The organism is Catenulispora rubra (assembly GCF_015356825.1).
GTDB classification, from domain to species: domain Bacteria; phylum Actinomycetota; class Actinomycetes; order Streptomycetales; family Catenulisporaceae; genus Catenulispora; species Catenulispora rubra.
Map to the genome: position 1 here is coordinate 1 of NZ_JAACYW010000349.1, position 11,435 is coordinate 11,435.

An 11,435-nucleotide genomic window follows, 5' to 3' on the forward strand; every position below is an offset into this window, starting at 1 on the left:
AGAGACAGGCTCACCGCGGCACCGCGCTGTGCCAACCAGCCAACCAGAAAGCCAGAAAGCCAGCCAGCCGGCTAATCGGCTAGCGCCGCAACAGCACAGCGTTGGCGGCAGGCTCGGTTGGCGCTGCGAGCAAGCTGCGGCCGGCTACAAGGCCAAGGCACTACGCTGCGGCGCGCGGGCGGCGCGGCGGCCCCCCTGCACCACCGGCAAGCCGTAGCGAGGCATGGCGCGCGCCACCTGAATCCCCAGCTCAGCGGCCTGCCCCGCTGGCCCGTTGCCGAATGTTCGCAAAGAAGACCGCTCGGCCCACTACCCTGCCCGGGTGGTTCAGGAGAACGTCGCCGTCGAGTCCCCGTCGGCCGAGCGCGCGGCGCGGCGGGGTCGGCGCTTTCATGCGCTGATGGTCGCTGTCGTCGCCAAGTTGCCCTTCGGGCTTTCGCGCGTGGTCGCGCCGAGCCTGCTGGGGTTCGCCGTCATCAATGGGTTCACCTTCTCGGTGGACCTCGTGCTGCTCACGCTCGCGCACCGCGTGTTGCACTGGCCCTACCCGGCGGCGGTGACCGTCTCCTACCTCACCGCGTTCGCGCTGAGTTTCGTGCTGAACCGGGCGTTCAACTTCCGGTCGCATGGGGCGCTCGGGGCGCAGACCACGCGCTACGCCGTCGCGGTCGGGGTCAACTACCTGGTCTTCGTGCTCGGGGTCGGCAGTGGGCTGACGTCGATCGGGGTCGGGTACGCGGCGGCACGCCTCGTCTCGGGGCTCGCTGAGGGCGTCTACATGTACTGCGTGATGCGCTGGGTGGTGTTCCGGAACGCCGACGGCCCCTGATCCGCCAGCATCAGGGGCCGCACTCGCACGCGGCGCTCGAGCACCGCGCCGCCTCAGCCGCCCAGCGTCTCCTGCATCGCCGCGCCGAGGACCGCCGAGCCGGTCATGTCCAGCGCCGGCTCGTCGGTCTGCCAGGAGCGGACGTCGTCGGAGAAGCGGCTGCCGTGGCCGGTGAACTTGTTGTACGCGTCCGTCCCGCCCGCCGGGCACTGCTTCATCCCCGTCTGGTAGGCGCCCAGGCCGCCGGCGAAGTTGCTGGTGTTGTTCGGCCCGTTCATCACCGCACCGGTCGCGATTGCACCGGTGCCGGTCAGGCTCCCCGACAGGTTCGCCACCTGGTGCTGCATGCACTTCGGGAAGTTGCTGCCCTCCCCGACCATGAACGCCAGCCCCCACGCGTTGGCGCCCAGCAGCCAGTCCCGCTGCTCGGTGGCGAACGCCGCGAACGAGGCGTCGCCGCTGGCCTGCCGGTACAGCGCCTCCTCGGTCAGGAACCCGAAGGTGTGCGCGTTGACGTCGAAGTCCGCGTAGTTGCCGCCGGCGTGGAAGACGTCAGAGGCCGCCTTGCTCGCCGCCGACTGCACCTGACGCTTCAGGTCCGCGGTCAGCGCGGCCGGGGTGACCGCCAGGCCCGAGGGGTTGCCCGCGGCCGCGATCGCCTTGATCAGGTCGGCGTGCGCCAGGGCACTGTTGTCGTACAGGTTGAACGTGTCGCCGGTGTCAGAGGCCAGATAGTCCTTCGCATACGTGGCCGCCTGCGACACGTACGAAGACGAGCTGTGCCCCAGCTTCTGCGCAGCCAGCGCGAGCTCCGCGCCACCCAGCTCCATCGCGTCGTGCCAGATCGGCTCGGGGTAGTACGCGTTCGGCAGCGCCGTGGTCAGCGGCTTCGGCGGCGCGCTGGTGTCGGCCTGGGCGTAGACCGAGGCGGCGGCCTGGTACTCGGCGGCGGCCTGCGTCGGGTTGTAGGCGGCGGCGTCCACCTGCGCGGCCAAAGCGAACGCGGCGGCCACGCGCCCGGCGATGTTCGGGCTGATTTTGCCGCCGGGGCTCGCGGCCAGGAACGCCGGACGGTGCGCGGCCGCGTACCGGTCGGCGGTGGCCGTGTCGCCGTCGTCCTTCTGCGGCAGCCGCCACAAGTCGTGGTCGCCGAAGAACGTGCCGGCGGAGTTGCCGGTGCCGATACCGACCTGTAGCACCAGGGTCTTCGTGCTCTGGTTCCAGGCCTTGTTCAGCCACGTCTCGCCGTAGTGCGCCTCAGCGGACAGCGTCGCGGGAGCCGCGGAGCCCAGGGCGCGCTGCGCGGCCAGCAGCGTGATGTCGCCGAAGGCCTCGCTGTTGGAGAACTTCAAGTAGTCGCCCGCATCGAACCAGCCCCCTGAGACGTCGACCGTCCCACTGAGCTTGGTCAGATCCGAGCTGGTGATGGTGTCCGAACCGCCGGCGGCGAACGTCGGCCAGGCGTAGACGCTCGCCGAGGAGTCGTGCACGTGCGAGGGCTGCCGGTTCAGGGCCCCGGCGATGACGTCCGAGCCGTCGCGCTGGGTCTGGAAGAAGGTGACGCCGTCGCTGACGAGCTTGCCGTACAGCGAGCCGGCGCTGGTCACGGTGAACGACGGCGAGGTGCCCGCGGCGCTCCCGGCGACCTTGATGTGGTACGTCCCCGGGGCCTTCAGCCCGCTGAAGGCGATCGGGTAGACGTCCGGGTAGGCGGTGCTCCACTTGCCCAGGCTGGTCCCGCCGACCTTGCCGGTGAGCACGGTCGCGCCGGCCGCGTTCAGCACCGAGAACGACACCCCGGACACCGCCGAGCCGGTCATCAGGTACGCCTGCTTCACGTCGCCGGCCAGGAACCCGGCCTGGTCCACCCGGACCAGCCCGGCGGTGGCGGCCTGCGCGGGCTGCGACAGGACGGTCGCGGTGCCGACGGTCAGACCGGCCAGGCCGACGGCCGTGAGCGCGGCGACCGCCTTGCGGTGGCGCGCGACACGACCGGTCGTGCCGCGGCGGATACGAGGTCGTGCCCTGGAAACCATGGGATGCCCCCTCCTTAGTTAGGAAAGGTTCCTAACGAGACGTGCGGAGAACCTACCCACGGCGCCGCACGCCGTCAAGGGTCTGAATCGGCCCGGAACAGACGGCGCCATCACGCTAATGTGGACGAAGGCCTGTAAACGAACGGTGGGGGTGGACATGGCCGATCACACGAGTGCCCGGACCCGGGGTGGCCTGGCACTGATCCTGACGCTGCTGCTGGTGTTCGCGGCGGCCTGCAAATCGACCGCCGATTCGAGCTCGGGCTCGGGCTCCTCCGGCGGCTCCTCCGGCGGCACTACCGTGGTGGTCTCCTCGGCGCCGACGACCGGGGACGCGCAGAAGATCTGCGGGACTCCCCCGTGCGTACGCTTCCTCTCGCGCGGCGACACCAGCACCCTGTCCAGCACGGTCTCCGACCACCCGATCCTGAGCACGGTGGCCCTGCACGCGGCGGTGATGGTGCTGTGCGGCGGGATCCTGTGCCTGCTCGGCGAGGGGATCGGCCTGGATTACGTGGCGCACGCGGCCAAGGACGCGGCGAACCACCACGCGTGCCTGAGAGTGAACATCCTGTCCGACAATGACAAGTGGAAGCTGATAAGCCTGAGCACATCGAACCAGAGCCCCTACTGTACGGACTGAGCATGCGCGTTGATCCGTTCGCCATCGCTGTACCCGACGCCGTCCTGACCGATCTGCGCGAACGGATCAGGCGGACCCGCTGGCCGGACGCCGCGCCCGGCGAGGCGTGGAGCCAGGGCGTCGAGGTGGGGTACCTGCGAGAACTGCTCGCGTATTGGGCCGACGGGTTCGACTGGCGCAAGGCGGAGCGTGAGCTCAACCGCTACCAGCACCAGGTCGCCAAGGTTTACGGGACACCGATCCACTTCGTGCATCACCGTGGCGGCGGCGACCGGATCCCGCTGATCCTCACCCACGGCTGGCCGAGCACCTTCGCCGAGATGCTGGGCCTGGTGGACCGGCTCGGCGACCGGTTCGACCTGGTGGTGCCCTCGCTCCCGGGCTACGTCTTCTCGGAGCGGCCGGCGCGTGCCGGTGTGGACCGGCGGTACGTGGCGGGCCTGTGGCACGAGCTCATGCAAGGGCTCGGATACCAGCGGTACGGCGCGTGCGGCGGCGACTTCGGCGCCGGCGTGGCCACGCAGATGGCGCTGTCGGAGCCCGAGCGCGTGATCGGGATCCACTTGAGCACCCCGGAGCTGGCGCCCTACACCGGCCCCGGCTCCGCGCAGCTGACGCCGCAGGAGCAGGCGTACGTCGCGCACCTGGAGCACTGGGAGGAGACCGAACGTGGCTACAGCGCCGTGCAGTCGACACGTCCGCAGACCCTCGGCTACGCCCTGAACGACTCCCCCGCCGGCCTGGCCGCGTGGCTGCTGGACAAGTGGCGCTCCTGGTCCGACAGCGGCGGCGACCTGGACGCCACCTTCGGCCGCGACAGCCTGCTGACCATGCTGACCCTGTACTGGGCGACGGACTCCATCACCACCTCGATGCGCGACTACTACGACAACCGCTGGCACGGCGCCCCGATCGGCCCCGACGACCATGTGCGCGTGCCGACTGCGATGGCGGTGTTCGCGAACGAGTTCGTACCCGAAGGCGAGGTCCCGCGCTCGTGGTACGAGCGGATGTACCGGATCGAGCGCTGGACGGTGTTCCCGCGCGGCGGGCACTTCGCGGCGATGGAGGTGCCGGACATGCTGGCCGCGGATATCGGCGAGTTCTTCGGCGGGCTGCGGTAGGGGTAGTAGCGAGGCAGCAACGCGGCGACCAGGCGTCCACGGCAACGCGATCACCAGCGCGGCCACCAGCGCGATCACCAGCAGCTTCGCAGGACCTGAGCATCAGGTTGTTCGAAACCGGCCGGTCGATCATGCTGGACCGCGTGCTCACGGTACGGATGAACGATGCGGCGGCGCGATCGCTGGGCCCTGACTTCCCGCTGGGCGAGGCGCCGCCGGCCGAGGCGCCCCGGCTGCACGAGCTGCTGGCCGAGGGCGTGGTGCGGCGCGACGAGGTGATCGTGCTGGCCAGGCACCGCGATCAGGCCGGCGGCGCGCCGGGCGGCTTCGGCGACCTGACTGGTTGGGAGTGCGGCACCAACAGCTTCCACCTCGACGACGTCATCCCGGTCGAGCGCCGCTTCCGGGCGGACGGCGAACCCGTGATCGGCGAAGCGGATCAGACACTGCTGCTCCGGCACGGGCTCTGGTTCGCCGTGCGGGTGGCCCACCTGGCGGCCGCGTTGGAGGATCCGGTACCGGTGTGCTGCATCGTCGGCACGAACAGCACCGGCGGCACGTTCCGCCTGCACCGCGCGCGGCCCGGCCAGAGCTGGCTGGCCGCGGATCTCGACGGCTACGCCACCGAGAAGATCATCGCCGTCGACTTCTCCCCCGCCGAGCACCATCCGGCCTAAAGCCGGGGCCGGATCCGGCGGGGGAACCGGCCCCGACGACTGGGGTCAGGCCCCTGCGACAGCCAGAGCCTGAGTGAACGACGCCGCGACGTCGCCCGAGGTCGGCACATTCCACTGCGTACCGTTGATGAACACTGACGGCACGCCGACCAGCTTGCCGGAGCCGTACTCGGCGGCATACGTGCTCTCGATCGAGGCGCCGTACGGCTGGGTCCGAACGCAGTCCTCAAAGGTCGGGCCGTCCAGCCCCGAGACGGTCTTGGCGATGGTGATCAGCTCGTTGGGATCGGCGAAGGCGTCGGTGCTCTCGCTCGGCTGTGCGGCGAACAGCGCCTCGCGGTACGGCTGGAACTTGAACGCCTGCAACGCGCAGCTGGCCGCGTTGCCGGCGGCCACCGAGCCCTTGCCGCCGGTGTTGTGGTCGATCAGGTCGACCGCGTGGAACTCGACCTTGATGCTGCCGGATCCGAGCTTGGAGGAGATCACCGGCTGGATCTGGTCGTGCACCTGCTTGCACACCGGGCAGCGGTAGTCCTCGTAGATGAGGACCCGCACCTTGCCCACGCCGACGATCACGGTCGCGTCCTTCCCGGCCACCGACCCCGGTCCGGACGCCGAGACCGAGGCCGGCGCCGAGGCCCCGGACGACGGCGCGGCGGACGTGTGGCCGGCCGCAGCAGAGCTGGCGGAACCGGTGGCACCGGAATGCGCACCGCTCGGCACCGCACCGGACGCCCCGCCGATCCCCGAGCCCGCTCCGGAACTCACCGCGACCCCGGCGCCCGGCCCGGTCGCGGGATCGGTCCCCGCTCCGGTGTCGGACCCACTTCTGGATCCGGTGGCCGAGCCGGCTTCAGTGCCGCTCCCGGATCCCGCGGCGGTATTGGTCGTGCCCTGCGACGCACAACCCGCCATCAGGACACCGGAAAGTATCAACACAGCTAGTCTCCCCCTCATGGCTAGCCATGCTAGAGGGCCGACCGCCAATTATCACAGCACGGTGCGAATTTCGCCGACGCGATCCAAGTCCGGCTGTCCGCGGTGATCGCGACGCCGGACGGCGCCAGGCGATCTTGCCATGCCGCTCGCCCGGCGCCGTCATCGGCCCCTGTCCAGAGCCTCCCGAAGAGCTCTCCAGAACTCTCCAGAGCCCCTGGACCTACTCGATCCGCTCCCCGCGCTCAGCCTTCTCGACCAGCGACTGCGGCACCGCGAACCGCTCCCCGTACTTCTCGTGCAGCTCCTTGGCGCGCGCCACGAAGCCGGTCACGCCGCCGTCGTAGCCGTTGATGTACTGGATCACGCCGCCGGTCCAGGCCGGGAAGCCGATGCCGAGGATGGAGCCGATGTTCGCCTCGGCGACCGAGCGCAGCACGCCCTCGTCGAGGCAGCGCACGCTGTCCAGCGCCTCGGCGAACAGCATCCGCTCCTGCATGTCCTGGAAGGGGATCCCGACGTGCGGCGGGAACGCCTCGCGCAGGCCCGGCCACAGGCCCGTGCGCTTGCCGTCGGCGTAGTCGTAGAAGCCCGCTCCGGCCGCGCGGCCGCCGCGGCCGAACTCGTCGACCATGCGGTTGATCACGGCCTCCGAGCCGTGCTCGGCCCAGTCCTCGCCGGCGGCGGCGCGCGCCTCGTTGCGGATCTTCTGCGGCAGCGTGAGCGTCAGCTCGTCCATCAGCTGCAACGGCGGCGCCGGGTAGCCGGCCTGGGAGCCGGCCTGCTCGATGGAGTTGGGCCGCAGGCCCTCGTTCACCATCGCCATCGCCTCGTCCAGGAAGCGGCCGATCACCCGGGAGGTGAAGAAACCGCGGCTGTCGTTGACGATGATCGGCGTCTTCTTGATCTGTCGGGCCAGGTCGAAGGCCTTGGCGATGGCCGCGTCGGAGGTCTGCTCGCCGACGATGATCTCCAGCAGCGGCATCTTGTCCACCGGGGAGAAGAAGTGCAGGCCGATGAAGTCCGCCGGCCGCGTGACGGCGTGCGCCAGGCCGGTGATCGGCAGCGTGGAGGTGTTGGAGCCCAGCAGCGCGTCGGGGGCGACGACGTCCTGGATCTCGCCGAACACCTTGCCCTTGAGCTCCGGGGACTCGAAGACGGCCTCGATCACCAGGTCGGCGCCGGCAGCGTCGGCAGCGGTGGCGGTCGGGTGGATCCGGGCCAGGACCGCGTCGGCCGCCTCGCGCGTCATCTTGTTGCGCGCGACCGCCTTGTCCAGGATCCCGGCCGAGTAGGCCTTGCCCTTCTCGGCGGCCTCGACGCTGACGTCCTTCAGCACGACCTCGATCCCGGCGCGCGCGCAGACGTAGGCGATGCCGGCGCCCATCATGCCCGCGCCGAGCACCGCGACCTTGGTGGCCTGCCACGGCTCGTAGCCCGCGGGCCGCGAGGCGCCGTTGGTGACCTTCTGCATGTCGAAGAAGAACGCCTGCGTCATGTTCTTCGCCACCTGGCCGGTGACCAGCTCGACGAAGTACCGCGCCTCGACGGTCAGCGCGTTGTCGAAGTCCACGCGCGCGCCCTCGACGGCGGCGGCCAGGATGTTGCGCGGCGCCGGGTAGTTCGCACCCTTGAGCTGCTTGCGCAGGTTCGCCGGGAAGGCCGGCAGGTTCGCGGCGAACTTCGGGTTCTTCGGGTCGCCGCCGGGGATCCGGTAGCCGGGCACGTCCCAGGGCTGCTTGGCCTCGGGGTTGGCCAGCACCCAGGCCTTCGCGGCGGCCAGCATCTCCTCGGGCGTGGCCACGACCTCGTGGACCAGGCCGTTCTCCAGCGCGGCGTTCGGCTTGTAGCGCTGGCCCTGAAGCAGGACCTTGAGAAGGGCGTCGGTGATACCGAGGAGGCGCACGGAGCGCACGACGCCGCCGGCGCCGGGCAGCAGCCCGAGCGTGACCTCGGGGAAGCCGATCTCGGAGCCCTTGGCGTCCAGCGCGACGCGGTGGTGGCAGGACAGCGCGATCTCCAGGCCGCCGCCGAGCGCCGCGCCGTTGATCGCGGCCGCGACCGGCTTGCCGAACGTCTCCAGGCGCCGTAGCAGGGCCTTGATCCGCACGTTGCGCGCCATGATGTCGGCGGCGTCCTCGGGCCGGGCCTTGATCAGCTCATTGAGATCGCCGCCGGCGAAGAAGGTCTTCTTGGCGCTGGTGACGACGACACCGCTGATCTCGTCCTTCTCAGCCTCCAGCCGGTCCAGGACCGTTCCGAGGGCTTCGATGAACGCCCGGTTCATGGTGTTGGCCGACTGGCCGGGCGCGTCCATGGTCAGGGTGACCACGCCGTCGGCGTCCCGCTCCCAGCGGATGTGGTTCTGCTCGCTCATGTTCCTCGTCCCGCCCTCAGACCCGCTCGACAATGGTGGCGATGCCCATACCGCCGCCGACACACAAGGTGACCAGGCCCCGGCGCAGGTCCCTGCGTTCGAGCTCGTCCACGATCGTGCCGATCAGCATCGCGCCGGTGGCGCCCAGCGGGTGGCCCATCGCGATCGCGCCGCCGTTGACGTTGACCTTCTCCAGCGGCAGGCCGTCGCCCATGTCGCGCACGTAGCGCAGCACCACGCCCGCGAACGCCTCGTTGATCTCCACCAGGTCGATGTCCTCGATGCCGAGGCCCGCCTTGGCCAGCGCCTTCTTCGAGGCCGGCGCGGGACCGGTGAGCATGATGGTCGAGTCGGCGCCGGAGACCGCGGTGGCCAGGATGCGGGCCCGCGGCGTCAGGCCCGCGGCCTGCCCGGCGTGCTCGTTGCCGACCAGGACCAGCGCGGCGCCGTCGACGATGCCCGAGGAGTTGCCGGCGTGGTGGACGTGGTCGATCTTCTCGACCCAGTGGTACTTCTGCAGCGCCACGGCGTCGAAGCCGCCGAGGTCGCCAATCGCCTCAAAGGAGGGCTTGAGGCCCGCGAGGGTGTCCACGGTGGTGCCGGGGCGGATGAACTCGTCCTCGTCCAGGATGGTCAGGCCGTTGCGGTCCCGGACCGGGACGACCGACTTCTTGAAGTGGCCGGCGGCGCGCGCCGCGGCGGCCAGTTCCTGGGAGCGGACCGCGAACTCGTCGACGTCGGTGCGCGAGAAGCCCTCGATGGTGGCGATCAGGTCGGCGCCGATGCCCTGCGGGATGAAGGAGATGTCGTAGGCGGTCTCGGGGTCCTCGAACCAGGCGCCGCCGTCGGAGGCCATCGGCACGCGGGACATCGACTCCACGCCGCCGGCCAGGATCAGGTCCTCGCCGAGGCCCGAGGCGACCTTCTGCGCGGCGGTGTTCACCGCCTCCAGGCCCGAGGCGCAGAACCGGTTGAGCTGGACGCCGGCGGTGGTGTCCGGGAGCCCGGCGACCAGCGCCGAGACCTTGGCTATGTCCGAGCCCTGCTCGCCGATCGGCGAGACCACGCCGAGGATGACGTCCTCGATCAGCGCCGGGTCCAGGTTCGGGTGGCGGACCTGGATCTCCTCGATGAGGCCGACCATCAGGGAGATCGGCTTGACGGTGTGCAGCGAGCCGTTCTGCTTGCCCCGGCCGCGCGGTGTCCGGATCGCGTCGTAGACGTACGCGTTCGACATCGCTGTTCCTTTCTTTTCGTCTGTCCTGGGTCCGGTCCGCTACAGCGAGCGGGAGATCAGTTCCTTCATGATTTCGTTGGCGCCGCCGTAGATGCGTTGCACGCGGCCGTCGGCGAAGAGCCGCGCGATGGGGTACTCCAGCATGTAGCCGTAGCCGCCGTGCAGCTGCACGCAGCGGTCGATGACCTCGGTCTGGCGGTCGGTGATCCAGTACTTGGCCATGGAGGCGGTGGTGGCGTCCAGACCGCCGGCGAGGTGCTTCTCGACGCAGTCGTCGAAGAACACCCGGGCCACGCGCGCGATGGTCGCGCACTCGGCGAGCTCGAAGCGGGTGTTCTGGAGCTTGAACAGCGGCTTGCCGAAGGCCTCGCGTTGCTTGGTGTAGGCCACAGTGTGGTCAACGGCGGCTTCCAGCATCGCCATTCCGGCGGCGGCGACCAGCAGGCGTTCCTGCGGGAGCTGCACCATGAGCTGGATGAAGCCCTGGCCCTCGACGCCGCCGAGCAGGTTCTCCGCCGGGACGCGCAGGCCGTCGAAGAAGAGCTCGGCGGTGTCGGTGCTGTGCTGGCCGACCTTCTTCAGGACGCGGCCGCGCTGGAAGCCGGGGACTTCCTGGCCGAGGTCGCCGACCTCGGCGACCAGCAGGGAGACGCCGTGCGCGCCCTGCGCGGTGTCGGTCTTGGCGACGATGACGACCAGGCCGGCGGTATGGCCGTTGGTGATGAAGGTCTTGGCGCCGCTGATGACGTACTCGTCGCCGTCGCGGACCGCCTTGGTGGCGACGTTCTGCAGGTCCGAGCCGGTCCCGGGCTCGGTCATGGCGACCGCGCCGACCAGGTCGCCGGCGGCCATGCGCGGCAGCCAGCGGCGCTTCTGCTCCTCGGTGGCGTAGGCGTTGACGTAGTGCGCGACGATGCCGGCGTGCACGATGATCGCCATCGCGCCGGCGCCGGTCCGGATCTGCGCCTCGATGATCGCGACCTCGTGCGCGAAGGTCCCGCCCCCGCCGCCGTACTCCTCGGGAACCGACGCGCACAGCAGCCCGATCTTGCCGGCCGCCTGCCACATGTCCTTGCTCGGGAAGCCCTGCGCCGCGAACTCCTCCTCCCGCGGCAACGCCTCGTTGGTGAAGAAGGACGCGGCGAGCTCCCGCAACGCCTCCACGTCATCACCGGCCCAGGACGACCTGCTCATCTGCGGCTCCATATCTGCCGAGGCCCACAGCCTAACGGCGATTAACATCGCGCGCCCGGCAGCTCAGTGTCAAGAGCACCGCGAGCATCAGCGCCCGCAACCGCCCGGCGAGCCCGGGACGCTCCAGCAACCGCCGGGTGCGCGCGGTGTCATTGACGACGGCGAACGCCGCGAGCACCCGGATCCGGATCTCCTCCGGCGACGCCGCGGGATCGGCCGAAGCCAGCAGCGCGGCCCAGTGCGCGGCGTAGGCACGCTGGAAGCGGCGGGTCTCGGCGCGGTCGCGGTCGGGGAGGTTGTGGCCCTCGGTGAAGTAGGCGGCGACGAGGTCTCGGGAGGTGAGGACGGTGGTGACGTAGCGGGTGGCCAGGTCGGTGAGGGC

10 protein-coding genes are annotated in these 11,435 nt (G+C 70.3%); 4 read left to right on the forward strand and 6 right to left on the reverse strand.

The window, feature by feature from the left end; translation table 11 throughout:
- The first annotated feature begins 400 nt into the window (after positions 1-400).
- Positions 401-829, forward strand: coding sequence for a GtrA family protein (locus GWK61_RS47955; RefSeq protein WP_194920065.1), 429 nt, complete (start codon positions 401-403; stop codon positions 827-829).
- Between the two features lie 53 nt (positions 830-882).
- On the opposite strand, the gene GWK61_RS47960 is transcribed toward GWK61_RS47955, so the two are convergent.
- A complete protein-coding gene (locus tag GWK61_RS47960; RefSeq protein ID WP_194920035.1) occupies positions 883-2,865 on the reverse strand; it encodes a glycoside hydrolase family 9 protein in 1,983 nt (660 codons plus the stop codon).
- A gap of 157 nt (positions 2,866-3,022) precedes the next feature.
- Here GWK61_RS47960 and GWK61_RS47965 point away from each other — a divergent pair, with 157 nt between their 5' ends.
- The 3 genes from GWK61_RS47965 (at position 3,023) to GWK61_RS47975 (ending at position 5,309) form a co-directional block, all read left to right on the forward strand.
- A complete protein-coding gene (locus GWK61_RS47965; RefSeq protein ID WP_194920045.1) occupies positions 3,023-3,508 on the forward strand; it encodes a hypothetical protein in 486 nt (161 codons plus the stop codon).
- A gap of 2 nt (positions 3,509-3,510) precedes the next feature.
- Positions 3,511-4,632, forward strand: coding sequence for an epoxide hydrolase family protein (locus GWK61_RS47970; RefSeq protein ID WP_194920047.1), 1,122 nt, complete (start codon positions 3,511-3,513; stop codon positions 4,630-4,632).
- A gap of 143 nt (positions 4,633-4,775) precedes the next feature.
- The gene (locus GWK61_RS47975; protein WP_228564163.1) at positions 4,776-5,309 is read left to right on the forward strand and encodes a PM0498 family protein; all 534 of its coding nucleotides are present in this window, start codon (positions 4,776-4,778) and stop codon (positions 5,307-5,309) included.
- Positions 5,310-5,354: 45 nt separating this feature from the next.
- On the opposite strand, the gene GWK61_RS47980 is transcribed toward GWK61_RS47975, so the two are convergent.
- The 5 genes from GWK61_RS47980 to GWK61_RS48000 all read right to left on the reverse strand — a co-directional run.
- A complete protein-coding gene (locus GWK61_RS47980; protein WP_194920048.1) occupies positions 5,355-6,224 on the reverse strand; it encodes a DsbA family protein in 870 nt (289 codons plus the stop codon).
- 244 nt (positions 6,225-6,468) lie between these two features.
- Complete coding sequence (locus GWK61_RS47985) at positions 6,469-8,622, reverse strand: 3-hydroxyacyl-CoA dehydrogenase NAD-binding domain-containing protein (RefSeq protein WP_194920050.1); 2,154 nt, start codon at positions 8,620-8,622, stop codon at positions 6,469-6,471.
- Positions 8,623-8,638: 16 nt separating this feature from the next.
- A complete protein-coding gene (locus GWK61_RS47990; protein ID WP_194920052.1) occupies positions 8,639-9,859 on the reverse strand; it encodes an acetyl-CoA C-acetyltransferase in 1,221 nt (406 codons plus the stop codon).
- Positions 9,860-9,898: 39 nt separating this feature from the next.
- Positions 9,899-11,053 carry an acyl-CoA dehydrogenase family protein gene (locus GWK61_RS47995; RefSeq protein ID WP_194920062.1) on the reverse strand — a complete coding sequence of 385 codons (1,155 nt, stop codon included), beginning with the start codon at positions 11,051-11,053 and terminating at the stop codon, positions 9,899-9,901.
- 31 nt (positions 11,054-11,084) lie between these two features.
- A partial coding sequence (locus tag GWK61_RS48000) for a TetR-type transcription factor C-terminal domain-containing protein (protein ID WP_499704007.1) occupies positions 11,085-11,435 on the reverse strand: 351 nt, incomplete at its 5' end.

Bases quoted from the DNA above. Each gene is read 5' to 3' on its own strand.
- GWK61_RS47955 (WP_194920065.1), top strand. From the start codon at position 401: ATGGTCGCTGTCGTCGCCAAGTTGCCCTTCGGGCTTTCGCGCGTGGTC.
- GWK61_RS47960 (WP_194920035.1), bottom strand. From the start codon at position 2,865: ATGGTTTCCAGGGCACGACCTCGTATCCGCCGCGGCACGACCGGTCGT.
- GWK61_RS47965 (WP_194920045.1), top strand. From the start codon at position 3,023: ATGGCCGATCACACGAGTGCCCGGACCCGGGGTGGCCTGGCACTGATC.
- GWK61_RS47970 (WP_194920047.1), top strand. From the start codon at position 3,511: ATGCGCGTTGATCCGTTCGCCATCGCTGTACCCGACGCCGTCCTGACC.
- GWK61_RS47980 (WP_194920048.1), bottom strand. From the start codon at position 6,224: ATGGCGGGTTGTGCGTCGCAGGGCACGACCAATACCGCCGCGGGATCC.
- GWK61_RS47985 (WP_194920050.1), bottom strand. From the start codon at position 8,622: ATGAGCGAGCAGAACCACATCCGCTGGGAGCGGGACGCCGACGGCGTG.
- GWK61_RS47990 (WP_194920052.1), bottom strand. From the start codon at position 9,859: ATGTCGAACGCGTACGTCTACGACGCGATCCGGACACCGCGCGGCCGG.
- GWK61_RS47995 (WP_194920062.1), bottom strand. From the start codon at position 11,053: ATGAGCAGGTCGTCCTGGGCCGGTGATGACGTGGAGGCGTTGCGGGAG.